The 22,587-nt window shown below is 59.1% G+C and carries 31 protein-coding genes; 10 read left to right on the top strand and 21 right to left on the bottom strand.

All coding sequences use genetic code 11. The features are described 5' to 3' along the window. Positions 1–123: 123 nt before the first annotated feature. The 4 genes from rpsO to FEV16_RS14775 form a co-directional block, all read right to left on the bottom strand. Positions 124–393, bottom strand: coding sequence for a 30S ribosomal protein S15 (gene rpsO, locus FEV16_RS14790; RefSeq protein ID WP_138168384.1), 270 nt, complete (start codon positions 391–393; stop codon positions 124–126). 174 nt (positions 394–567) lie between these two features. Continuing rightward, a complete protein-coding gene (locus FEV16_RS14785) occupies positions 568–2,346 on the bottom strand; it encodes a sodium:solute symporter (protein WP_138168383.1) in 1,779 nt (592 codons plus the stop codon). A 79-nt stretch (positions 2,347–2,425) separates the two neighbouring features. Next, on the bottom strand, positions 2,426–3,028 hold the full coding sequence (locus FEV16_RS14780) for a MotA/TolQ/ExbB proton channel family protein (protein WP_138168382.1): 603 nt from the start codon (positions 3,026–3,028) through the stop codon (positions 2,426–2,428). Positions 3,029–3,061: 33 nt separating this feature from the next. Beyond that, positions 3,062–3,895, bottom strand: coding sequence for a hypothetical protein (locus FEV16_RS14775; RefSeq protein ID WP_138168381.1), 834 nt, complete (start codon positions 3,893–3,895; stop codon positions 3,062–3,064). Positions 3,896–4,217: 322 nt separating this feature from the next. On the opposite strand from FEV16_RS14775, the gene FEV16_RS14770 reads away from it, so the two are divergent. Then, on the top strand, positions 4,218–5,447 hold the full coding sequence (locus FEV16_RS14770) for an MFS transporter (RefSeq protein ID WP_246657359.1): 1,230 nt from the start codon (positions 4,218–4,220) through the stop codon (positions 5,445–5,447). A 48-nt stretch (positions 5,448–5,495) separates the two neighbouring features. Continuing rightward, the gene (locus FEV16_RS14765) at positions 5,496–5,705 is read left to right on the top strand and encodes a hypothetical protein (protein ID WP_210234903.1); all 210 of its coding nucleotides are present in this window, start codon (positions 5,496–5,498) and stop codon (positions 5,703–5,705) included. Here the strand turns inward: FEV16_RS14765 and FEV16_RS14760 are convergent. Continuing rightward, positions 5,702–6,034, bottom strand: coding sequence for a hypothetical protein (locus FEV16_RS14760; protein ID WP_246657358.1), 333 nt, complete (start codon positions 6,032–6,034; stop codon positions 5,702–5,704). The genes FEV16_RS14765 and FEV16_RS14760 overlap by 4 nt on opposite strands. Before the next feature lie 611 nt (positions 6,035–6,645). Here FEV16_RS14760 and FEV16_RS14755 point away from each other — a divergent pair. Together FEV16_RS14755 and FEV16_RS14745 are read left to right on the top strand one after the other, a co-directional pair. Continuing rightward, positions 6,646–6,843, top strand: coding sequence for a CsbD family protein (locus tag FEV16_RS14755; protein WP_138168380.1), 198 nt, complete (start codon positions 6,646–6,648; stop codon positions 6,841–6,843). A 353-nt stretch (positions 6,844–7,196) separates the two neighbouring features. After that, entirely contained in the window at positions 7,197–7,388 is a 192-nt protein-coding gene (locus FEV16_RS14745) for a hypothetical protein (protein ID WP_138168378.1), read from the top strand. A 24-nt stretch (positions 7,389–7,412) separates the two neighbouring features. On the opposite strand, the gene FEV16_RS16990 is transcribed toward FEV16_RS14745, so the two are convergent. The 7 genes from FEV16_RS16990 to FEV16_RS14715 all read right to left on the bottom strand — a co-directional run bounded on the left by FEV16_RS16990 (position 7,413) and on the right by FEV16_RS14715 (position 13,712). Further along, positions 7,413–7,571 (bottom strand): NepR family anti-sigma factor, encoded by a 159-nt coding sequence (locus tag FEV16_RS16990; RefSeq protein WP_171015249.1) that lies wholly within the window; start codon positions 7,569–7,571, stop codon positions 7,413–7,415. Between the two features lie 250 nt (positions 7,572–7,821). After that, complete coding sequence (locus FEV16_RS14740; RefSeq protein ID WP_138168377.1) at positions 7,822–8,610, bottom strand: TonB family protein; 789 nt, start codon at positions 8,608–8,610, stop codon at positions 7,822–7,824. Beyond that, positions 8,607–9,032: a TonB system transport protein ExbD gene (exbD, locus tag FEV16_RS14735; RefSeq protein ID WP_138168376.1), complete on the bottom strand. Its 426-nt coding sequence runs from the start codon at positions 9,030–9,032 to the stop codon at positions 8,607–8,609. Before exbD ends, FEV16_RS14740 begins: the two co-directional genes overlap by 4 nt. Positions 9,033–9,035: 3 nt before the next feature. Continuing rightward, entirely contained in the window at positions 9,036–9,845 is an 810-nt protein-coding gene (gene exbB, locus FEV16_RS14730) for a tonB-system energizer ExbB (RefSeq protein ID WP_138168375.1), read from the bottom strand. Beyond that, complete coding sequence (locus FEV16_RS14725; RefSeq protein ID WP_138168374.1) at positions 9,842–10,525, bottom strand: Fe2+-dependent dioxygenase; 684 nt, start codon at positions 10,523–10,525, stop codon at positions 9,842–9,844. Before FEV16_RS14725 ends, exbB begins: the two co-directional genes overlap by 4 nt. A 5-nt stretch (positions 10,526–10,530) precedes the next feature. Continuing rightward, on the bottom strand, positions 10,531–11,214 hold the full coding sequence (locus tag FEV16_RS14720) for a Fe2+-dependent dioxygenase (RefSeq protein WP_138168373.1): 684 nt from the start codon (positions 11,212–11,214) through the stop codon (positions 10,531–10,533). A gap of 11 nt (positions 11,215–11,225) precedes the next feature. Continuing rightward, positions 11,226–13,712 carry a TonB-dependent receptor gene (locus tag FEV16_RS14715; protein ID WP_138168435.1) on the bottom strand — a complete coding sequence of 829 codons (2,487 nt, stop codon included), beginning with the start codon at positions 13,710–13,712 and terminating at the stop codon, positions 11,226–11,228. Between the two features lie 549 nt (positions 13,713–14,261). Here FEV16_RS14715 and FEV16_RS14710 point away from each other — a divergent pair. Both FEV16_RS14710 and FEV16_RS14705 read left to right on the top strand, forming a co-directional pair. Next, complete coding sequence (locus FEV16_RS14710) at positions 14,262–14,663, top strand: response regulator (protein ID WP_138168372.1); 402 nt, start codon at positions 14,262–14,264, stop codon at positions 14,661–14,663. An 11-nt stretch (positions 14,664–14,674) separates the two neighbouring features. Then, complete coding sequence (locus FEV16_RS14705) at positions 14,675–15,100, top strand: group III truncated hemoglobin (protein ID WP_138168371.1); 426 nt, start codon at positions 14,675–14,677, stop codon at positions 15,098–15,100. 23 nt (positions 15,101–15,123) lie between these two features. Here the strand turns inward: FEV16_RS14705 and FEV16_RS14700 are convergent, their stop codons facing one another. The 4 genes from FEV16_RS14700 to FEV16_RS14675 all read right to left on the bottom strand — a co-directional run bounded on the left by FEV16_RS14700 (position 15,124) and on the right by FEV16_RS14675 (position 17,592). Further along, positions 15,124–15,330 (bottom strand): TOBE domain-containing protein, encoded by a 207-nt coding sequence (locus FEV16_RS14700; RefSeq protein ID WP_138168370.1) that lies wholly within the window; start codon positions 15,328–15,330, stop codon positions 15,124–15,126. A 265-nt stretch (positions 15,331–15,595) separates the two neighbouring features. Next, positions 15,596–16,051: a hypothetical protein gene (locus FEV16_RS14690; protein ID WP_138168369.1), complete on the bottom strand. Its 456-nt coding sequence runs from the start codon at positions 16,049–16,051 to the stop codon at positions 15,596–15,598. A gap of 65 nt (positions 16,052–16,116) precedes the next feature. Beyond that, positions 16,117–16,386: an usg protein gene (locus FEV16_RS14685; protein ID WP_138168368.1), complete on the bottom strand. Its 270-nt coding sequence runs from the start codon at positions 16,384–16,386 to the stop codon at positions 16,117–16,119. A 900-nt stretch (positions 16,387–17,286) separates the two neighbouring features. After that, positions 17,287–17,592: a hypothetical protein gene (locus tag FEV16_RS14675; RefSeq protein WP_138168367.1), complete on the bottom strand. Its 306-nt coding sequence runs from the start codon at positions 17,590–17,592 to the stop codon at positions 17,287–17,289. 221 nt (positions 17,593–17,813) lie between these two features. Between FEV16_RS14675 and FEV16_RS14670 the strand changes: the two genes are divergently transcribed. Next, complete coding sequence (locus tag FEV16_RS14670; RefSeq protein ID WP_171015247.1) at positions 17,814–18,044, top strand: BolA/IbaG family iron-sulfur metabolism protein; 231 nt, start codon at positions 17,814–17,816, stop codon at positions 18,042–18,044. Positions 18,045–18,087: 43 nt separating this feature from the next. After that, positions 18,088–18,429: a Grx4 family monothiol glutaredoxin gene (grxD, locus tag FEV16_RS14665; protein ID WP_138168366.1), complete on the top strand. Its 342-nt coding sequence runs from the start codon at positions 18,088–18,090 to the stop codon at positions 18,427–18,429. A gap of 307 nt (positions 18,430–18,736) precedes the next feature. Here grxD and FEV16_RS14660 read toward each other — a convergent pair whose 3' ends face one another. Continuing rightward, positions 18,737–19,483: a dienelactone hydrolase family protein gene (locus tag FEV16_RS14660; RefSeq protein ID WP_138168365.1), complete on the bottom strand. Its 747-nt coding sequence runs from the start codon at positions 19,481–19,483 to the stop codon at positions 18,737–18,739. 153 nt (positions 19,484–19,636) lie between these two features. Then, positions 19,637–20,002 carry a DUF59 domain-containing protein gene (locus tag FEV16_RS14655; RefSeq protein WP_246657356.1) on the bottom strand — a complete coding sequence of 122 codons (366 nt, stop codon included), beginning with the start codon at positions 20,000–20,002 and terminating at the stop codon, positions 19,637–19,639. Between the two features lie 248 nt (positions 20,003–20,250). Here FEV16_RS14655 and FEV16_RS14650 point away from each other — a divergent pair, with 248 nt between their 5' ends. Continuing rightward, a complete protein-coding gene (locus FEV16_RS14650) occupies positions 20,251–20,601 on the top strand; it encodes a (2Fe-2S) ferredoxin domain-containing protein (RefSeq protein ID WP_138168363.1) in 351 nt (116 codons plus the stop codon). A gap of 61 nt (positions 20,602–20,662) precedes the next feature. Here FEV16_RS14650 and FEV16_RS14645 read toward each other — a convergent pair whose 3' ends face one another. From FEV16_RS14645 to FEV16_RS14635, 3 genes are all read right to left on the bottom strand, one after another. Continuing rightward, on the bottom strand, positions 20,663–21,100 hold the full coding sequence (locus FEV16_RS14645) for a SufE family protein (protein ID WP_138168362.1): 438 nt from the start codon (positions 21,098–21,100) through the stop codon (positions 20,663–20,665). 17 nt (positions 21,101–21,117) lie between these two features. After that, positions 21,118–21,522, bottom strand: a complete 405-nt coding sequence (locus tag FEV16_RS14640; RefSeq protein ID WP_138168361.1) for an ankyrin repeat domain-containing protein — start codon at positions 21,520–21,522, stop codon at positions 21,118–21,120. 106 nt (positions 21,523–21,628) lie between these two features. Continuing rightward, a complete protein-coding gene (locus FEV16_RS14635; protein ID WP_138168360.1) occupies positions 21,629–22,060 on the bottom strand; it encodes a response regulator in 432 nt (143 codons plus the stop codon). A gap of 419 nt (positions 22,061–22,479) precedes the next feature. Here FEV16_RS14635 and FEV16_RS14630 point away from each other — a divergent pair. Beyond that, positions 22,480–22,587: ArsA-related P-loop ATPase (locus tag FEV16_RS14630; protein WP_281404864.1), on the top strand; the 108-nt coding region annotated here is incomplete at its 3' end.

Here is a 22,587-nt window from a genome sequence, read left to right as displayed (position 1 = left end):
AAAGCGTCGACGCAGCGTCCGGCGATCCTGCCATGACTTTACGCGTTGGTCGTAGCGAGCGCCCTCTCTGGCGCTCCGTAATGGCAAAAGCGGCGCATCGGCGCCGCCTTTGCGCGCTTGCGGTTAGCGGCGGATGCCGAGTCGCTCGATCAGCGTCTTGTAGCGCCCTTCGTCACGCACCTTGACGTAGTCGAGCAGCTGGCGGCGCTGGGAGACGAGCTTTAAGAGCCCGCGACGCGAGTGATTGTCCTTCGCATGGGTCTTGAAGTGTTCGGTCAGGTTAGCGATTCGCTCGGTGAGAATCGCGACCTGCACTTCGGGCGAACCCGTGTCGTTGGCCTTGGTGGAATATTCCTTGATGAGCGCCTGCTTGCGCTCCGCCGTGATCGACATCGGATAGTCCTTGTTTTTAGGGGTGATCCGCGCTCTGCGGCCAGGGCCGGGATGTCGTCCAGCAGGGTCGCGCGAAAACGGAGCCGCCCCGGCGAGCCGGGGCGTGCGAGGGCCTTATAGCAGGTTTTGAGGCGAACGGTAGGGGTTTGGCAAACCACAGCGATTCAACCGGAATCAAGCGCCCTTATCGGGCTGAAGCATCTGGGCGTCGCCCCGCAGCATGCGGGTGATGAAGGCCCGCGCCGCCGGCTTGTCGCTTCGCGATGCTAGCCCCGATATCAGGCCGAACGCGCCGCCGATCGTCGCGCCTGCAAGCGCGCAGAGCGCATAAATTTCGAATCGATTGGGCGTCTCCGCCACGGCGAGCGCGGCGAACAGGCCGACAGCGCCGCCGCACACAGCGATAAGCGCTTCGCGATCGCCGGCGCGCGGCCAAAAGGCAAGGCCAAGAGACGGCGCCAGGCAGGACGCGGATACTGCAAGCGCCGCGGCGACGAGCGCGCCTGGCGTGAAGACGCCGGCGACCGCCGCCACGTATGCCAGGGTCGAAACGGCGACCAGCGTGATGCGATTGACGGCGAGGCGTCGGCTCGTCAGGTCGATCTCGCCGCGCAGCCGATAGAGCGCGTCATGGCCGAAGGCCGTCGCGCAGGCTTGCAGCCCCGATGCGCCGAGCGCGAGCCCCAGCGCCACGAGCGCCGAGGCGATCAGCCCAGAAGAAGCGGCCCCAAGCTCCGCCGCCTGGGGGAGGAAGCCGAGCAGAAAGTCGCCGTCGATCGGGCGAATGTCGGATGCGGCAAGGGGCGCGCCTGGGGCGTATCCTTTCGCCGCGCAGGCCCGTTGCGCCTCGGAGGGTCCACGCACAGAGTAGCCGCAAACGCTAATCAGACCCCGCTCGCTCGCTTGATAGACCGTTCGCGGCAGGCGTTCCGGCGGCTGTCCCACGGTGGCGCGGGCGAGCGACAGCGCCGAGACGGCCATCGCCGCCGCCGCCAGAAGGGCGATAACGATGCTCCAGAAAAGCGCCGAATAGCCGGCGCGGCGCGCACTCCTCCTGTCCGGCGTCGCCAACGAAGCGGCCAGGACAGGAGCAAGCGAGGCGACGCCAAGCGCGGCCGCCAAGGTCGTGGCAAGTTCAGCTATAAGGCCCATCGGGGCGGGCGCGACGCGCCAGCTTACCAGTAGCTGCGCAGCCTCCGTCGAAGCTGAGCCGCCAAAAATTAGGCCGCTCGGCAAGGCGTCGTGGAGACTGAGGGCGGCGATGGGCCAGCCGAACCCCAAGGTCGCCACGCCAGCGGCGGCCGCCGACGCCCACATGACGCCCGAAAGCCCGCCCGGGCCAGCGATAATAAGCGTCGACGCCGCGACAAGAAACGCCGCAAACGCCCGGTTGGCGCCAGTGAGCTCGACGAGCGCATTGACGGCGATCAACCCGCCGGCGGCGGCGAGAAGCGTCGACGACAACGCCACCGCGCCGATGAAGCCCACCCGCGTCGCGGCGCTCGGAAAGCGCGCGCAAAGAAGCTCCGAAATTGAAAAAACGCCGGTCTTGCGCAGCAGCGGGCCAAAATAAAGCCCCGCTGCGGCGAGGCCGATGAACACGCCGCCGATCGCTCCGATAGCCCAGCTCTGTCCAGCAAGCCGTGCGCCAAAGGGAAGCAGCAGAGCGATCACGATGGCGGCGTTAGCGAAGCCTGCGTAAGCGGCGGGCAACGCCCGGCCGGCGGTGTAATAAACCGACACCCGCATCGAATGCAGAAGGAAGCCGAGCGCGCCGAGGCCAAGAATGGTGAAATAAGGCGGCGCCCCGCCGACAAAGCGCTCCGGCGCGCCAACGCGGTCAAGCAGCGCTGCGAAGGCGTATGCCAGGAGAAAGCTCGCGGCCGCGAAGGCGATCCTCGCGTCGAGATTGGCTCTTTCGAGCGCCGCCTGCTCGCTGGACTGATCGCTCATTATTGGCCTCGCTAAATTTATAAGCGGCGAAACTCTAATTGAGGACGCTTCGCTGGCCAAGATGGGCGCCGCTTCGCGGCTAGGCGACCGAACTCGCATAGGATTTGACGTAACGGCTTAATTTTTCTCTGAGATCGCCGAAGGCCATGCCCATTCTATTGTAGCCGATGGCGGCCGGAATGGCGGCGGCAAGCCCGTAGGCGGTTGCAGCGAGCGCGTCAGCGATGCCGGGTGCGACCACCGCGAGACTTGTGTCCTGGGTCTGAGCGATTCCAGAGAAACTCGACATGATGCCCCAAACGGTGCCGAAAAGGCCGACGAACGGGCCTGCTGAAGCCACGACTGCGAGAACGGGAAGCCCGCCTTCGGCGTCGAGCATGAACTCGCGCGCCGCCCGGTTCATCTGTTGCAAGACGCGGTCGCGCTTCTGATGAGCGGTCTCGTTGGGCAATTCAGTTTGCGACGCCTCCTGCGCGGCGGCCTCGATCGGCCAGAGGACGCCAATATCGCCGCCGGCGCGCACGCGATCGAGCGCCTTGGACACCCGCAACAGAACGAAAACGCCGTCAATAATGAGCACCCAAGTCCAGACCGCCGCGGCGAGCAGCAGCGCCATAACAATTTTGCTGACGGGGGCCGCATAAATAAACATGCCGATCGGCGACATTGGCGCGAGATTCATTGCAATGCTCTCCTGCGGCGTTGAGGCTAAGCCTTATTGAAAAGTAATGCCCTGTCGCGCGTACACGGGCCCGCAGCTGCTCGGACCGCGCGCAGAGGCGACGATGCGCCGCGCCAGCGCTGCATGAGCCGGGCTGCCGCCGGTTACTGAAATGCCTGATATGCCGCCGCCCGCGTTCACATAAAAGGTCACGTAGACCGTTCCCGGTCCAAGGCTCGTCGATGCGGGAGTGTGCCCGCGAATTGAAGCTGCGATCTGAGCAAGGCACGTCGCCTGACCCGAACCGTCGCCGCCGCCTCCTGGCAGTCCAAACCTGCCAGCCACCCGAGCGGATCCTGATCCCATTCCGCCGCCTCCAGGCAGGCCGTAGCGCCGGTTGTTCTCAGCCGCGCGACGGCTGTCATTCTGAGCTTCCCGTCTTTCCTGGGCCTTCTGGTCAACCTTCCTGGGCTTCTCGGACTTTTCCTTTTTCTCCGCTTTTTCTTTTTTCGCGGGTATCGGAACCGCGTCGGGCTGCATGATCAGAGGGGGTGGCTGCTCATCGGAGATCAACTCCTCCATACCCTCCTCGGTGAGAGACGCCGTTTCGATCGGCAAGGGATCGTCCAGCGAATCCCCCTCAGGCGCTGCATCGCCCGCGTCCAAGGAAACGCCTTCCGGGACGAGGTCCGCGCTAATGCCGCCCAGGTCAATGATTGGCGACTGTGGCCAATAGATTCCCGAAGCAAAGAAGGCGACGAATATCCCGACGACCGAAACGGTCGACACGGGATGCAGCCAACGGGGTCTGAGCAGTGGACGCGTTTCTAAAGTCGCGCCCGTTTCTATAGGCGCGCCCGTGTTCGAACTCGTCGTAATCTTGTTCATCTTTGAAGCGCTCCGCCGCCGACGCGCCTTTAATGGGAGACATCATACGCCTGTGAAACTTAGCCGTTCAAGCCGTCGCAAGGCGGATGCGGCTTTGTGTATCATCTACGCGACGGTCTCACTTAAGGGATCCGGCGCGGCGCGCCCTGGTAGTCCTGTAATGAAGGTCCGGCTCCTAAGATGCATCAGCGCTTTCAGGTCCTAATGATTGAGGACGGAGCGATTGAGATGCGCCACGTTGAATAAGAACGCTACATCGCCGGCGCAGCCCAGGCCGCCTGCGCCCGCTTCCGCCCGTCGGGAGCATGCGCCCGGGCGATACTTGGCGATCGCAGCGCTGATTATCGCCGGGGAGTCGATTTTCTTGCTGCCTTTCGGATTGGCCCGGATATTCAGGCCGACGCTGCTTGACGTGTTTCACGTAACTAATCTTGAGCTCGGCGCCGCCTATTCGGCTTATGGCGTTGTTGCAATAGCTGCGTATCTTTTTGGCGGCCTGCTTGCTGATCGATTTGCGACGCGCACGATGTTGTTCGTTGCGCTAACGTCCACTGCAGCCGGCGGACTTGTGATGATGGCGATTCCCTCTTCGTCAACTCTGGCGATTTTGTACGGATATTGGGGAATCACCACGATCGCGCTGTTCTGGTCGCCCTTGATCCGCGCCACGCGTGAGTGGGGACTCGACTTTTCCCAAAGTCGCGCGTTTGGCTTGCTTGAGGGCGGCAGAGGCGCGCTCGCCGCCGTGATGGCGTCGATCATGGTGTTCCTGTTCGCCGCGCTGCTGCCGGAAGACAGCGCGACAGCCAGTCTTGCGCAGCGAACTGACTCATTACGGCAGGTCATTCTGTTGCTGTCCGCGATAACCTGCGGAGCGGCCCTGCTGATCTGGTTCGCGCTGCCGGAACGCAAAGCGCCGCCGCGAAGCGCCATATCTCTATGCCGCGACGCCCGCCTATTCGCCATGCCGTCTGTCTGGCTGCAGGCTGCGATTATTCTTTGCGCTTATGTCGGCTTCAAAGCGATCGACGACTTTTCGCTCTACGCGAACCAGGTCATTGGGCTGAATGAAGTCGACGCAATACGCATCGGCGCCATATCGCTGTGGATACGACCGGTCGCGGCGACCGGCGCCGGTTATCTTGCCGAGCGGATTGGCGCCCCAATTTTGACCGTCATCTGTTTCGTGCTGCTCGCAGTAGGGAGTTCCGTTCTCGCCTCTGGCTTTGTTGGCGCCGGTATGGCGTGGGCATTCGTTCTGACGATAATCTTCACCTGCGTTGGAATTTTTGGGCTCCGTGGCCTCTATTTCGCTATCATGCAGGATGGCGGAATTCCACTGGAGCAGACAGGTTTCGCTGTCGGGCTTCTATCGGTCATCGGTTACGCGCCTGATATCTTCATGGGACCGCTCATGGGCTACCTACTCGACCGGTCGCCCGGAGCAGCCGGACACAATCACGTGTTCTTGGTCGTCACCTTGTTCGCGGCGCTGGGACTGATCGCAAGCTACCTCTTCGCACAGCTCGCTCGACGTCAGGCTAGGCCGTGACGCACTCCATTGAGGCGCAGCCGGTCTTGTCGGCAGCGCCGGCACAACGTGACCATATTGGGAATCGACTGTCGATATCGTCACACCGCCGTCGAAGTTTCGTCCAACGCGGGAACGCCGCCGACCGACACCTCCATGACCTGCCATTCGCAGATCTGGACGAACGCCGCCTTGCTTTGCCCGGTGCGTAACAGTCTGAAGAACGATCAGCCCGTTGCCTGGCGGCGCGTCACCGATGTTCCCGATTTCGTCTACTAATTTCCGGCTGGAACGAGCCAGTCTTCGGCTGGCGCATAGCCTTCGCCGACGGCCTTGCGATAATGCATCGTGAAACCGCTGATCGCCTTGCGCAATGCGTCGCCCGGCGTTTCCGCTTCTGGCGCGCAGCTCCAATAAGGGCTTGGTTGGCGCGGCGTTTTTATCGCGTGGCTCAGGCGATAGGCCGTTCGCGATCCCCAGGTCCGACGCAGTCGAATGGTGACAACGGTCTCGAGCGTCCCGATCCGAATCATATAGGCGCCTTCATCGTCGCGCCTTTGAACGACTCTCACGCAATCGTCTTGCAGCGCGCTGTCCACCGTGCACACGGCATCATCCTCCTGCTTGCGTCCAGCGAAACGAAAGCAAAGCTCGAACCTGCCGAAATTAAGACATTCGCGACCCATTCTCTTCGAAAGGCTAAAAAAGCGCCCGGCTGATGTGCCCGTCAGTTGAACGAAAAGCCGACGGTCAGGGCGCGGTCTTCCCGCCGCGCTCGGGGAAGTCCTTCAATAAATATTCTGACCGTAGAGCGATTTGCTCACGCCCTGATGACAGGTCCCCGCAATTCGCTTCTGGCTGTCGCCGAGCCGTCCTAACGGATTGGCAAAATGGACGAATTTCGAGGTTTTCGGGATAGACGGCGCACGCCAGTTTCTACGCAACTGCGTACCGCATATATGCCGAACGCTTCACGACCGCTCAGCGCAAATGCGTACCTTTGAGGGGTCGGCCGCGCGCCATAGCCAAGGCCCTTAAGCTCAGCGAGCGGCGCAAATACTTATCTCTAGCGAGGCGGATTTTAAATTTGAGCGAGAACGCAAGTCGGGTTGGAACATTTGCGCGAGCCAAAGGTTAAAAAGGTCTTGAAAGCTAGGCCCGGGCTCGCTTTCGAAGGCGTCCGCCGCGATTGCGGCCGCCTCCTGATTAGGAGACATCCATGAACTGGGACACGATCGAAGGCAACTGGAAGAAATTCAAAGGCAACGTCAGGGAGCAATGGGGCAAGCTCACGGACGACGATATTGCGCGGATCAACGGCAACCGCGAGCAGCTCGAAGGCATGATCCAGGAGCGCTACGGCGTGGCCAAGGACAAAGCCAAAAAGCAGATCGATGACTGGATGTCGCGCCACTAACGGCAGCGCATCGTTGCAGGACGCCGGCGAGTCAATTCGCCGGCGTTTCTTTTTCGAAGTTTGCAAATACGCACACTAATGGTTCGCACCCGACAGTCATAAGCCGGAACATTTGGCGTCACCCAAAAGTTTGATCCTTGCCGGCGCTCTCCAGACGAAGGTTCATCTATGAAGAAAGCCGTTCGCCCGTTCATCATCGAATATCGCTCGAAGCGCGGCAGGTCACGATTGGTTAGGGGCGGCGCGCCTTTCCGACTTGCCGACCAGTCGGCCGAACGCTTGTTCGCAGGCAAAGACACGCGCGATGAGCTATCCGCCTGGCAGTCGCTCTTCAAACCAGAGGAACGTTCGCCATGACAATCGCTTCACCGAAAATCGGCTCGAGGCAAGGCAAGAAAGCGCTGCTTTTGCGCTCAATGAGCGAAGCGCTCGGAAAACGCTTTTCGCTCCTTTATCTGGATTTGATCCTGAAGCCAGCGCCGGAGGATATTAAAGGTCTTCTCGTGAAACTGGATTTCACGGATCGTTCAAGCAAGGCGCATTAAGCTTCGAGCGCCCATCTGCATCGTTCACTCAGCCGCCTGGCTCAGCTCTTCCAGGAGAACGCGCATGTCTTCGGGCAGAGGCTCCGAAGTGACATCAGAAAATTGCCTTCTGAGCTGTTCGCCGAGTCGCATGACGCTTCGCTCCAAATCGAGCGCCTCGCATGCCAATTGATTCTGTCTCATTGCCGCTTCCGTCCATATCGCTCGCTTTTCATGTGGCGACATGAGCAGCCCCCCACACGGATTATTGAAGCGCCGATTCGAAAATCTGCTCCGACCATGCTCTTAATTATTTAAGAAATAGAAAAGCTTGGCAGGCAAAATGCCCTGTGGAGAACTCAAGTTAGCTCCCACAAGCTTTAGGTTCGACTGTCGATCTCGCCATTCGCCAAGCGTCGATCAATCTGCCTGCGTCAGCATGACTATACGCAACTTATTTTCCGACGGCGCGAAATTGCACCGGAACCTCGAAGGTCAATCCTTCATCGGCGATAACTGGCGGCGGCGCTGGGACAGGATCGGCGCGCTTCATCATCGCGAGCGCCGCTTCGTCAAAAGCCGGATGTCCCGCTGAACGCTTGATGCTGTAGCTCACGACATGGCCTCGCCGGTCGAGCGTGAATGAGATGCTCGCTTCGGCCGTTCGACGGCCGCCCGCCGTCGGATAGCGCTTGTGGCGGTTGAGATGGGAGAGCAGCGCCTTTTGCCAAGTGAGCTTAATCGCGTTCGCTTTGACGTCAGCGCCCTGGACCGGCGATACCGGTTTGTCGGACTCTCGCTCAACGTCGGACTTGGGCGGCGCCGTCGCTTCGGACGCCGCCGACTCAGCGGAAACAACTGGCTGGGCCTGAACCTTTTTTTCGTCCTCGACCGGCTTATCCGGGGTGGTGTTGTGCGTGAGTTCGGCGTCCTCGGCTTCTGTCCGCGCTATCTGCTCCTCTTTCGCCTCCTTCGCCTCGGATGCGGCGGCGGAAGGCGCCGCGGCCGCTGCTTCGTGAGCGAGAGGTCCGGGCGGCAGATCCGCGGCCTCGGCGTCGCGCGGCGCGGCAGGCTCGAGAGATATTTCGATCGCCGGCGCGCCGGAAGCGTTCTCGTCATCGCCCTGCAGAGTCACCAGTGCGGCGACCGCGCCGCCGACATGCAGAAGCACTGCGAAAGCGACGGCGACGCCCCAAAGCTTGCCGTTCGATTGCGGATTCTGGAGAGCGGCGGCGGCGCTCATTGCGCGGAAGGCTCCTTGCCGCCAGCGTCCAGCGCAACGAGCGCAACGCGCAAATAGCCGCCTGCGCGCAGACTCTCTAGCACCGCCATCATCTCGCCGTAGGGCACAGCGGAGTCCGCTCGCAGATAAATGCGTTTCGATTTGTCGCCGAGATGCGCGTCAAGCGCTGAAACAAGATCCTTTCGCTTGACCGGCGTTTCGCCAAGAGCGAGCGCAAGATCGGATTGAATCGTCACATAGACGGGCTTATCGGGCTTCTCATGAGGCGCCGCGTTGGAGGCCGGCAGATCGACGGGAAGATCGACGGTGGCGAGGGGCGCCGCCACCATGAAGATGATGAGCAGCACGAGCATCACGTCGATGAACGGCGTGACGTTGATCTCGTGCGTTTCCTGAAGATCGCTCTTGAGATGAACGGCCATGTGCTACTCCGCCGCATGAATTTTCGTTGCGGCGTGTCCGGCGCGATCGAGATCACGCGAGACAATGCGAAGCAACTCGCCGGAAAGATTGGAGACGAGTTCGAGATAGGCCGTCGCCTGGCGCGCAAGATGATTGTAGATCAGCACCGCCGGTATAGCGGCGAAAAGACCGATCGCCGTCGCAAGCAGCGCTTCAGCAATGCCGGGCGCAACAACGGCGAGGTTGGTCGTCTGCGCTTTCGAGATGCCGATGAAGCTGTTCATGATGCCCCAGACCGTGCCGAAAAGACCGATGAATGGCGCGGTCGATCCGACAGAGGCGAGCAGTCCTGTGCCCCGTTTGATAGCGAGCGCTTGAGCGCGCTCGATTTCCGCATAACAGCCCGCGATGCGCTCCTTCACGCCCGGGGCCGCGATGATGTCGGACGACAGCTTCATTTCCCGGGTCGCCTCCCCGAGTAGGGACTGAGTCAGACGATCGCCGCCGCCAAGCGCCAGCCGCGCCTCGGAAAGCCCACGCGCTTCCGAGAGACGGCCGATCGCCGCCACAACGCGTTCGCGCGCGCGTTTCAACTCGATCGTTTTGGCGATGAGGATCGTCCACGTCGCGACGGAGGCGAGCAGCAGACCGATCATCACGATCTTCACAACGATGTCGGCGTTGACGAACATCGTCCAGACAGAAAGATCGTGAGGCTTGTTGGCCGCAATCGCCGCGTCAAGCGCCGGATGATTTGCCTGCGCCGCTGCGCCGTTTTGCGCAAGAAGAAGCGCGGCGCTTGAGATCACCAGAAATTGCAAAAGATTTTTCATGCTTCAGCCCATGTGCGGATCAGATTGTGATAGATGCCAGAGAGTTTGACGCAAGCCGGATCGCCAGCGCCAAACTTCGTCGTCAGTGATTGAATCGCCTGGTCAAGATCGAAGAGCAAAGCGCGGGCCACATTGTCGCGAATCATGCTCTGCAGCCAAAAGAAAGAAGCGATGCGCTCGCCGCGCGTAACGCCCCGAACAAGATGAAGACTGGTTGAAGGATAAAGCACGAGATCGCCAGCAGGAAGTTTCACCTCCTGCTGACCCACTCGATCCTCTATGACCAGCTCTCCGCCGTCATATTCTTCCGCTTCAGAGAGGAACAGCGTGCAAGAAAGATCGGTACGAATGCGAATGGGCGTTCCGGGTATGCCGCGGATCGCATTATCGACGTGCAGTCCAAAGTTCTGACCGACGCCATAGCGATTGAAGAGCGGCGGAAAAATCTTGTGCGGCAGCGCCGCCGAGACGAACATGGACGACTGCGCAAGCGCCTCGAGCACATGTTCGCCAAGTTCCCGGGCGACTTCTCCGGATTGCGGCAGTTGGAGATTGTTCTTCACCAGAGAGGATTGTGCGCCGGCTGTCGAGCGGCCATCCTCCCAAGGCGCCTTGTCCATGGCTGCGCGAAAAAACGCCACCTGCTGCTTGGAAAGAACTTCTGGTATGCAAATCAGCATCGGCGCTATGCTTCTCCCCAATAACGGATGAGATTGTGGTAGACGGTCACGAGCTTGCGCAGATCCGGATCGTCTGAATCCACGCGCGGCGCGAGTTCCTGTATCGACTCGTCGAGATCGCAAACGAGGCTGCGCGCTTCATCAGCACGGATCATGCTTTGCAGCCACAAAAATGAGCCAAAACGCAGGCCGCTCGTGACCGGCGTCACCATATGAAGGCTGCCGGCCGAATAGAGGATGAGATCGCCAGCAGGCGGCTTAAATCTTCTCGACCCGTAAATGTCTTCGACGATCAGTTCGCCGCCATCATATTCTTCAGGCTCTGAGAGCAGCAAGGTTGCAGCGAGGTCGACGCGAATGCGGGCGCCCGTCACGGCGTCGCCCCGTATGGCGTTGTCGACATGGGGATCGAAGTGATCACCGACGCCGTAACGATTAAAGAGCGGCGGATATACGCGAAGCGGGACAGCCGCCGAAACAAAGGCGGGATTGGCGAGGAGCGCGGAGAGTAGCCGACTTCCAAGCGTGCGTGAGAGTTCGGAGTCTGGCGGAAGCTGCTGATTGCGCTTCATCTCGCCAGCGTTCGCGCCCGCGGTCGAGTCGCCGCCCTCCCACTTCGCCTGCCTCATCGCCTCGCGAATGGCGGCGACGTCATCCTTTTCGAGCGCTCCTCGTATGTGCGCAAGCATCGATGCGGCTCCTAGAACAAGACGCGCGTTTCGAAATAAACGGCGCGGCCGGGCGACATCTGCACGAAGGGCGTCGCGGTCTGATAGAAGGCGTCATAGATCGTGCGGTCGAAGAGATTGTTGACGGAGAGCTTCATGGTGATGTTGGGACCAATCTTTCCTTCCGCAAAGAGGTCGAAGCGCCAGTATGAAGGCAGAACAGTGGGCACGTTCAGGAAGGGATTTGCCGCGGTCGGCGCGGGCCAGCCGTAGGCGTTGAACGCTGAGCCGCCGTTGGCGACGATATTGTTGCCGCCATAGATCCTGGAACGATAAATCGCCTGGCCGCCGATTTCGAGCACGTCTGGCGCAAGGCCAAGCAATTCGCCGGCCTTATACTTCGACAGCAGGCTGAAGGATTCATGCGCGATATTGGCAAGTTTAAGACCGATGTTCGTTCGCGCATAGGAGCTGGTCACTTGCGACTCCATCAGCACGATACCGCCAAGGATCATCCACCTATCTGTGATATTGCCTGCAGCTTCGAGATCGATGCCATCGACGAAATAAGCGGCATTGCCGGTAGTGACGCCAGAATTCACTTCTCGCGCGCCAGTCACATCCGTCCGAAAGAAAGCGGCGGTCGCAAGCAGATGCCTGTCGAACAGCTCCCATTTCAGACCAACCTCTCCAGCCTTGTTGATTTGGGGAGGAAAGATTTGCGCCGCTGTATTCAAGCCGCCGTAATTCGCGGCGCTGCCGTCGAGCTCCGCGCCGACAGGAGTCGCCGAGGTGGCGTAGGCGGCATAAGCGCTGACGTTGGGGAACGGCTTGAAGACGACGCCGGCGTTCCAATTGAACAGCCCCGAATGATTCTCGGCGAAAGTCGAAAGAGTCTCAGTGCGGCTCGTGATGTCGTATGCATCAAAGCGCGCGCCGCCGTTCACGAGCACGACATCTTGATAGTTCGCAGTCTCGATCAGATAGCCCGATTTGGTGTCGACGGCGATGCGCGTCGGATTCGGATTGCGATAGGGCGTGTTCAGGAACGGTAGATAGGTGCACGGCAGATAGAGGTTGCAAGTAATGGTGTTGCCAGAAGGGATTCCGTTCAGCTCCGAAGAAAGGCCCTGGTAATTGGTGCGCGTCACGCCCTCTCGCGCAAATTCGACGCCAGCGACAAGCGCGTGTTTAATGGGGCCGGTTTCGAGCCTAATGGTCGCCTCGGTCTGGTTGTCGAGTATGTTGACGACCTGATAGCGGCTTTGCGCGCCGATATTCACGGTCCCGGCAAAAAGGTTGGCGCTTCCAGCCAAGGACCCGATGTAATCGAGAACGGACCGGCCCTGTCGGAACCGATTATCAATGACGAGATTGTCATTATAGCGGTAATGGGCCGTAAAGGTGCCGAAGTCTTGCACCGCCGCCTGGAAGTCGCGGTCGACAAAACCATACCAGTTGTAGCGTGGGATAACGCCTTCGGGGAATGGCCGATTCCAAACCCTGTTGTACGGCACGCCAAAGTCTGGCAAACCCTTCTGATAAACGTGCGTATATTGTCCCGTGAGCGTCAGGTCGGGCAGCGGCTTGAACACCACCGAGCCGGCGACGCCGTCGCGGTAGTCGGTGATAAATCCGCGTCCAGCGACATTCGAGTCATGCCAAAGCGCGTTGACGCGCACCGCGAGGATCGGGCTGATCGCCTTGTTGACGTCGAGCGTCACCCGCTTCATGTGATCGGAGAAGCCGCCGATCGTGTTGAGATCGACAAAATCGCGATCGGTCGCCTGTTTAGTGACGATGTTGATCGCGCCGCCTGCGGTGCCGCGGCCGGCGAATGTCGACCCGGGACCGCGCAGAATTTCAACCTGCTCAGTGTAAAAGTTCTCGCGAATGCTGACGCCAGGATCGCGAATGCCGTCGACGAAAATGTCGTTGCGAACGTCGAAGCCTCGAATGAAGAAGCGGTCGCCGAAGGCGTTGCCGCCTTCGCCCGTGCCCAGCGTCACGCCCGCCGTGCTGCGGCCGATTTCGCGCAAAGTGAACGCATTCTTGTCGTCGAGCACTTCCTTGCTCAGCACCGTGATCGTGCGCGGCGTATTGAGCACCGGCTCAGTGAACTTCGTCGACGCCAGGCGGTCGACCTTATAAGGCGCGACCGGATCGGCGTAAGGATTGGCGTTCGGCGCCGTGACAAAGATCGGAACGCCTCCCGCGCCTGCGCCCTGACCGGCTGCGCTCGAAGCGCCGGGCGCGCCTTGCTGATTGCCCGCCGCTGCAGAATTGGCGCCCGGCTGTCGCGCTTGACGCGGCTGAGCAAGAACTGGCTTGGGTTTCGACGGCATGGCCGCGCGCGGCTTTTCTTGCGGCGCGTCGACTTTGACGGGAGGCAACGTCGTCGCGGCGGATTGCGCCAAAGCTGAAGCGCTCACGCTTGATGCAAGCGCCGCTGCGACGCTCAGCGCCTTTACCGACGACAAATCACCGGCGCGTGTCCTCGGAAGCGATTGAGTCAACATTCGAAGAGAAATTGGAGACTTTACGTCGCTCATTTGGAACCGCCGGGGAGGATTATGCGTTATCATCTTCCGCGTCTGCGAAGACTTGACCGAAGCTAAATTTCGGTACGGCGGCGGTCAATCGAAGAAACAGCTGAATGGAAGCATTGTAATCTGTATAGTTTCAGTCACATGCAAATGTATTTTGTATTTGATTGTCACTTTTCTACCACAGATCTAGTTTGGAAACGTTTTAATTCCAAACTAGGCTCAGGATTGGTGGATTGAAATAGAGGCGGCGGCGGCGATACAGAACACCAAGAAGCTACACGCCGACAGTGTTTAGAACTCGCGAAAATATGCTCGCGCTTGGAACGCTGCACTGTAGAGCGTTTTGTTGCACGCGGGCGGCTGCGCACGGCGAATAGAGCAGACGAGGTGAAGGCTGGCGGCGACGCCCACAGAGGCGTCGAGTCCATTGCGTTCACGCTTTGACCTTTTGAGCCCAGCTTCACGCGGCATGTAACTTGCTCGTTGAATATTCTTGGTCAACGCCGAGCGAGACTTTTCGTGCGGAGCGCGATACAAGTTTCTGAAAGTACGCGTGTTTTCGTCGTCGACGACAACGAAAACTCGCGCGCGGCCATCCGATTCATGCTCCGCGATGGATATGAGGCGCATGAACTAGAGAGCGCAACCGGCGCGCTCGCAAAGGTGAAGGAAATAAGACCGGGCCTGCTGGTGCTCGCCGAAGGCGTCATACGCGCCAACGGCCTGGATCTCATTCAGGAATATTTGACGCGCATCCCCGAAGCGAAAATCCTGGTCATCGTCGATCAGATTTCAAGCGGGTTCGGCCAGGAATGCGTCGCCGCTGGCGCGCACGGATTTATGGCGAAGCCATTGCGGGCTGAATTCGTGCGCGACAAGGTCGACTCGCTGAGCGAGACGGCGGCAAGCGCTAGTCGTTGAGGGAGAACGCCATGGAACCCGACATTGCCCCGATAGGAGACGCAACTGAATGTGCGAAGTTGGAGATTGCGATCGACGACTGCGTGCGCCGCTTCTATGCCAAGGGCGCCGACGACCAGTTGCTAGGGCCGATCTTTACGGCCATAGACGGTCTCGACGAGCACATGGGGATCGTCGCAAATTTCTGGTCCAAAACCTTGCTCGGAACGGATCGTTACCAAGGTCATCCCTTCGCCGCGCATATTAATCTTCCGATTGAGCCGCAGCATTTTGCGCGCTGGCTCGAACTCTTTAGCGAAAGCGCCAATGAGACGCTGCCGAAGAAGCAGGCCGAGCAGGCCATCGCCAAAGCCGCTCACATGACGCAATGCTTCCAGGCCGGGCTATTTCCCTTCGTCGGCGCCGATGGAAAGCCGTCGCGCATTCCAGCGCAATAGCTTCCATCGCCCGCCTGCGAATTTTAGTCGACCGCAATCATCACGTCGGAAGACTTGATGACCGCCTTAACCTTGGATCCTTCGCGAAGTCCGAGCTCCTCAACGGATTCGTTGGTTATTGAAGCCGTGACCGTCAATCCGTTGACGTCCATCGTTACATGCGCCGTGGTCGCGCCTTTTTGAATATGTTTAACGGTTCCGGGAAGGCAGTTACGCGCGGAAATTTTCATGCCATGGCTCCTAAGAACTAGTTTCTGCTACGGCCCCCTCGACGGCGTCCGGCGTCTCTATGGCTGCGGCGCAAAAATCAGCCGTTTCGACCGGCTTTCCTTCGATGATATGGGACTGCACGATCTCGTCTATATCATCGGCGATGCGCGGCGCACACATCCTCGGACAACGCTTAAGCCGCAGCGAAACAGTTTTTGGCCGCAGCCGATCCACAGCAGCTGGACAATTCGTGGCTCGATGGCGCGGCGCGTCAGCCCGCCCTTCTTAACAGTCGCTAGCGTCAATCATGACGTCCGCAATCGTCTCGCCTTTATTGTCCTTCAGAAAATATCTGATAATGGCGCCGCTGGTGCGATGTTGCGGCATGGTCAGACAAACGCGTTCGTGCAACTGGCTCTTTAATTCGGCGAGTTTTTTGGCGTTCCCGATCAGCGTTCGAGCCGCTTCGTCGTCGACAATCGTATAGTTGTAATTGAAGATGTTGCCAGGCCCCGCCGTCGTCTTATCCAGGCGAACGCCTTCGCTGACCATTTCGGGAAGGGTGGCGTTCACTTCCGCCGCTTCGCGCTGCAAAGTCAGCGAGAGCGGCTCAGCGTCTTCCTCGATGGAAAGGCTTTCCCGATATTGCCTCGCGAAAAGGAAAGCCGCGACCACGACGGCGATCGCCGCCGCCGCTTCCAAGACGTCCGCCCAAGACTTTCGATCAGCTTCGTCCCTCACAGCCCGCCCCGCTCCAAACCTTCGGCGATTTTGTCTCGCCGAAGCTCGTTCCGCAAGGCGCCCCCTCAGTGGACGCTAAATTCGCCGTCGAGCAGCTTCATCTCGGCGGGTTTGATCAGATTTGCGTGCGCGACGATAACGGAATGGAGGGGGCCATCGAGGCTACGCCTCCAGAAATCCAGGAATTTGCGCAGTTCCGGGAAGTCTGGATGGAGATCATACTCCTGCCAGACGTATGACTGGATGATCTTCGGGTAATCCGGCAGACGATAGAGAATATTCGCCGTCGTGAGGCCATAGCCTTCGAGCTGCAGACGGAAACCGCTACACGCCATGCCCTTCTCCTCGCGGTTCGATTCTCTCCAGATTAGGCGCAAATTTTCGTAGAGCAAGCGCTCTGAACAATAAAGACATTCAAAAACAATATGCTAGCAGCACAATGCCGTGAGTGACAAAGCAACCGAGCGCTTTACCTAGGAAGATCCTGATCCCTTCCCTCGCGCAGCGGAACGGCCCGAAGTCCGAAGAACGGGAATTGGGTATTCGGCGACGTCGCCAAGGTCGAATATTCGCGTGATTGGACGCGAAGAGCGTCGCAATCTGTCCAACAGACAAAAGCGTCGCCATCTTAACGACGGCGACGCTTTTGCGTACTGACTTTTCTGGGCGCTGAGCATTCGTTTCCCGAGTTGCAGAGCCAAGATTGCCTTGGCCCCGGCCTCGAGAAGACGAAAGATTAGATCTCAGCCGATTCGTAGCTCGTGATTTCCATGCCGACGCAGATTTCAACGATAGTGGGTTGCGACCATGCCATTGGCGTTGCTCCTCCAAATTCGTGTCCGCCGATATGGCGGTTCCAATCGAGAATAATGAAAGGCGCGTATCCTTTCACCTTCAAACTTTCTCCATTCGCGCTTCCAAAATTTCCCACCTCGCGAATGGCATGCGGACTTCGTCACCGGATTCGCGCTCCCTTCAATTATCAGAGCTGTGTGCGATTGATGGGGACCAGACCAGAATCAAACTGGTGAGGCTACGATGTTAGTCGCGTTCCCGCACGCTTGAGCGGAGCCGTCAACAGGTTGATTGGGGAGCGCAAGTAGACGAGGCCTACAGCGCATGCGCTCCCCGCGCGTCAATTCCTGCTGCTCGGCAGCACGTCTGTCCCGCAAGCGAGACCCACGTCAACACTACAATGAGAGTCGAGAGAGCAACCAGAATTATGGCGCGAACAGTCAATCGACAGCGGCGGCGTCATTGCTCGGAAGCACGTCCCGCACACGCCTGCCCTCGACCCATACGAATGCTGCTGTTGGATCGGCGCATTGAATATCTTGCTCAGTGATCAACTTATCACATAGCATCACACAAATCGCCTCGATCGGAGCGTTCGTGTCGTTTTCTTCGGTCATCCGATCGATAGAGATTTCGCCTAACTCCTCGCCGTCCACGAGGTGAATGATGAACACTTCTTCATGACCCGGTATGCCATGCGCATTAACTCTGAAGGTTTCACCCTTATATTTAAATTCGCGTATCATTTCCTGCCCCTGTTATTCTTTTCTATGTGGTTTGCCGTTCCGGCGGCGGCTGATCCTAACGGCGAACCATAGTCGGTCAAGCTCGTCGAAGTCGCAGGCAGGGCAAAGTTCTAAAGACGCGCCCAAACAATTGGGCGCCTATTTTGCATGCCGTTGGCCGCCAGCGCTGGACGGCTGAAAGCTGTTCGGGACTGACGCGAGAAGACTCGGAAGGAATAACCATGCCGATGTCTGCGAAAGATATTGAAAGTCTTATCAAGACCGCGCTGCCGGACGCGGTGGCGGCGTTGACGGCGCTCGCCGACGACAACGACCATTGGTCCGCGACCGTCACATCGTCGGCGTTTAAGGGACTAAGTCGCGTGCGACAGCATCAGCTGGTCAACGCCGCTTTGGGCGACAAACTTGGCGGCGAATTACATGCCCTGGCGCTGACGACGCAAGCGCCATAATTTTCGAGCCGAACTAAGGTGCAATTCGTGTTGGAGCGCGCAAATGTCCGATACAACCACGCGAGTCAAAGAAGCGATTGAGAGTGCGGACATCGTCCTTTTCATGAAGGGAACGCCGCAAGCTCCCCAATGCGGTTTTTCGATGCAGGTCGTCCAGATTCTCAGTCAGATGGGCGCCTCCTATAAGGCTATCAATGTACTGGCCGACGGAGACATTCGTGAGGGCGTCAAAGCCTTCTCGAACTGGCCAACCATCCCTCAGCTTTATGTCAAAGGCGAGTTCATCGGCGGTTGTGATATTACGCGCGAAATGTTTCAGACAGGAGAATTGGCGGCGCTTCTCGACAAGAAGAGCATCCCGCATAATCAGATCGCGAAAGCGTGATGCTCCGGAAATTTGGGATTATTCGCGGCAGGCGGCGCCATCACGCCGCTCGCGCGCTATATCATCAGATTTCTGAACTTTGAAAGTCCAGAGCGACTCTATGCTTCCGAGATCGAGCGGCATTGCTGAGCGAGTGACGCAACACGAACTGCGCTGACGCGCATATATTCGCGCATATATTCAAGTTCGACGTTGCCTCATCGAGGCTCGGCCGAATCGGCTCTATGCGTCGACGCAAGCTGTGCAATGCACATGAAGGCTGTGACGCGGCCGCCGGCGTCACGAACCCGCAAATTTCGCTTCCCGCTCAGTCCATGGGCGGACCCATGTCGTCGTTCTTTTTCTTCTTCTTTTCGGTCTTGGCTTGCGCATACATCCCAGCGTTCTTCAGCGCGATCGGCGGCTGACCTTCAACGAATTGCGAAATCCAAAAGAGCGTGCGCTCCTTTGCCCGTTCGGCGGATTCGGCGTCGAAGTTGTCGGCCGTGTTGAAATTGAAGCCGTCCTTGGCGTTAGGATAGGAAAAGGCGCTCACATCGGGGCGCGTCGCCCGAAACTGCTTGATGCCTTCGAGAGGCGTCGCAGGATCATCCTCAGGAAAATGCAGAAGCGTTGGAATCTTGCGCTTTTCTGAGTGCTCGTCAGTCAGACCGGCTGCGTAATAGCCGATGGCGCAAGCAACGTCGTTTAGATTATTCGCGGAGACATAGGCGATATATCCGCCCCAACTATAGCCGACGAGCGCGACTTTGCCGGCGCTCTTAACCGAGTCCACGGCGGCCTGAACGTCAAGCAAGGCCGTCTCGACTGGAACTGCTTTGGCGATCTCGACGCCCTCTTCAGCGTTTGCGGCCTCCGTCTTCTGCCCCCTTTGGAAGAGAGACGGCGCGATCGCGACATAGCCGCGCGCCGCGAAGGCGTCGACCTCTTTTTGTATGTGTGGGCTCACTCCAGAATAATCCTGGAGCACGACGACAGCGCCTTTTGGCGTCTCGGTCGGATCGGCTCGATAGGCCGAGAAATGATGTCCGTCTTGAGAAGTGAGTTCAATCATGATGACAGCCTCGCGTCTTCATGCAGGCGATGCCTTCCCACGGCGAAGCGAAGTCGCAGTCGTCTGCCCACGGCCATACTGCGAATTTCGTGCCGGGAACCGTGTTTTCCTTCGTCAACAGCCGGCGCCTAGGCGCTGAGCGCTTTTTACAATTTAAAGAAAGCCAAGCTCCAATTTGGCTTCTTCCGACATCATGTCCTGGTTCCACGGCGGGTCGAAGACCAGGTTGACCTTCGAACTCGAGACGAACTCGACTCCGTCAATGGCTCGTTTCGCCATGTTCATCATCTCGCCGGCAACCGGACATCCCGGCGCCGTCAACGTCATATCGACATCAATATGACGTTGGTCGATGACGTCGATTCTGTACACGAGGCCGAGATCGTAAATGTTTACTGGGATCTCCGGATCGAACACGGTGCGTAGCGCTGCAACGACAGCCTCGTACAGAGTCTTTGCGTCAGGGCGCGGCTCGGCGCGTGCGTCGCTACCGCTCGGCTCGGCAACAGATTGAAGCACGGTCTGTGTCTCCACGGCATTCTTCCGTCACTTGCGAAGGAGCTTCGTCGGGGCGCGCCGCCGATATCGGAAGCAAGCTCGCCGAAACGGCCAACGCCTCATTTTGTCTTCCGTTGAAGCAAGGCGGGCGCCAGTCGCGAGCCCCTTGGACTGGAACTTGCTTTGGGCGGCGTGAACGCTTCCATGAATGCGTCTGAGAGAAATGCGTCTTTCGGCCGCCAGGCCGATCTCGAAAGGTAAAACGCGCAATGTCGGACACGCCGGATGATGAATTCGAGATTCCTCAGCTCTATAAGCGCCATGTCTTCGCCTGTTACACGCAGAGGCCTCCGACTCATCCACGCGGCAGCTGCGGCGCGAATGGGGCGCAGCCGCTTTGGGACCGGCTAGGAAAACTCGTTGAAACCGAAGGCTCCGGAGAAATTGGATTCACTGCCGCCGGCTGCATGGGGTTTTGTTCTGCCGGCCCTTTGATGGTCGTATATCCAGAAGGCATCTGGTACCGCCCGACGACGCAGGAGGATATCGACGAGATTTTCACCTCCCACCTCAAAGGCGGCCAGCGCGTCGACCGTTTGGTTATGATCCTTACGCGGTAAGGCGAAAACCGCCCTTCGAGCATCCCCCGCGACGACCATAGGTTGACGGCGTCGCGGAGGATTATGAAAGAGCGCGCGCCGTCTCCTGGGCGGCGCTGGCTTCGGAGCGGATGCGGGCGACCATCGACCGAAATCCATTCGATCGCTGCGGAGTCAGATGCTCCTTCAACCCCAGCCGTTCAAAAAGCGCCATGGGATCCGTTTCCAATATTTTGGTTATGTTCTTTCCCGAGTAGAGCGCAATCAGAATCGCCACTAGACCGCGAACGATGTGTGCGTCGCTATCGCCGAATATAGTAAGCGTCGGCTCCGATCCGTCCGGAAATTTGGTTGTCATCGAAAGCCAAACCTGGCTCGCGCACCCAGACACTTTATTTTCGTCTGTCTTCAGCGCCTCCTCAAGTGGCGTGAGCCCGCGCCCGAGCTCGATCACATAGCGGTACCGGTCCTCCCAATCGTCGAGGAGCTCGAAATTTTCGATGATTTCGTCGATGTTCATATTCTTTCTCGCCGTGCTTAGGTGATTTGATCCGCAGCGTCGGCCGCGCCTGCGACCTGGCGAGGGCGCGCCTTTCGTAGCAGGGCTAGACACTCAATGTTCGCGGCGAGATCGCAGGCTGAGAATCCATCTATCGTCTCCAGTGCAGGATCGGCCCCGTGCTGCAACAGCAGCGCCACGACCTCCGCCTTGCCCGCCGACGCCGAGTAGATCGGCGCCGTAGCGCCATCTGGATTGCAATGATTGACCTCAACTCCGGCGTCGATCAGAACCCGGATGGCCTCGAGACTCCCATTCGCGGCGGCAAGCCAGAGAGCGTTGTTGCCGTCTACCGTCGTGGCGCTGAGATCGGCGCCTTGCGCAATCAGCGTGCGCAACTCAGCGCACCGACCCATTGCGCTTGCGGCCAGCAAAGGCGTCATTCGCTCCTCTCGCTATTAGGACGTCCTGGAGTCGCACGACGTCCAGACGCAGACTCCGCGGTCTCGCCATGGGCCCATCGGAAGCAAGGGCGGATCGCGCCGAATGTCAGAGCAGGCTCAACTGCACGAGCGGCTTGGCGCCGCCGCGCCCAAGCACCGTATCGACCTTTTCCCGAACAGCCTCGATCTTGAGCGGCTTGACCAGAGCGCCATGAGCGCCGGCCTTCATACCCTCGACGGCCAGCTTTTCATCCGCCGGATCGCACACGACGAGAACCCTCACGCCCGCAAAGCGGTCGGAGATTTCCCGCAGCAGCTCGACGCCTCTGCTCTTTATGAAGCTTACGCCCAGAAGGATAACGTCGGGCTTCAGCCAATCCACGCCCTTCTCGTAAGCTTCCTCGATGTCGGCAAGTTCGTGCGTCTCGATCTCGTCGTGGAGCATGAATTGCAGCGCAGCGCGGGTGATTTCGTCTTCGTCCACGACGAAAACGCGGCGCTGATCGACAGCCTTCGACGTCTCGACACCAATCTGCATGCGGCGTCCTCCTGAAGGAAGCAACGGTTGTGAATGCGCGTTTGACAAGCAATCGGCGTTCCATTCGGCGGCTGTCCCGGGGGCGAACATGCGAAGCCGCATGTCCATTGTCGCAAACTACGCAACAATTGTTCGATCCCGCGCGGACAACGAAAACAGGAAGGCGCGCCAGAGCGCGAAGCGACGCGCCAGCAGCTTGGAAAGATGGCGATATAATTCTTTAAAAACAGAGATAAGGCCTCGCTCGCGACCTTTTGGCACACCGGTTGCTTCGTTGGCGCTTGCGAGTGAGGGCTGAACGCACGCCTACGCCACGCCGAGCGATGTGTTCCTTCCCATAGCCCGCGACCAGTTTCCAAAAATCTAGGAATGGCGCGCCACGAGAGTGGGCGCGGGTGAAGGAACAACAGGAGACGAAGATGTCACTACGTCAGATAGCTTTTTACGGCAAAGGGGGCATCGGCAAATCGACGACGTCCCAGAACACCTTGGCGGCGCTTGCGGAGATGGGGCACCGCATTTTGATT

It is taken from the genome of Methylocystis sp. B8 (assembly GCF_005771425.1).
Taxonomy (GTDB): domain Bacteria; phylum Pseudomonadota; class Alphaproteobacteria; order Rhizobiales; family Beijerinckiaceae; genus Methylocystis.
The sequence above is the reverse complement of the archived record's forward strand: the minus strand, read 5'-3'. Positions and strand labels throughout refer to the sequence as shown.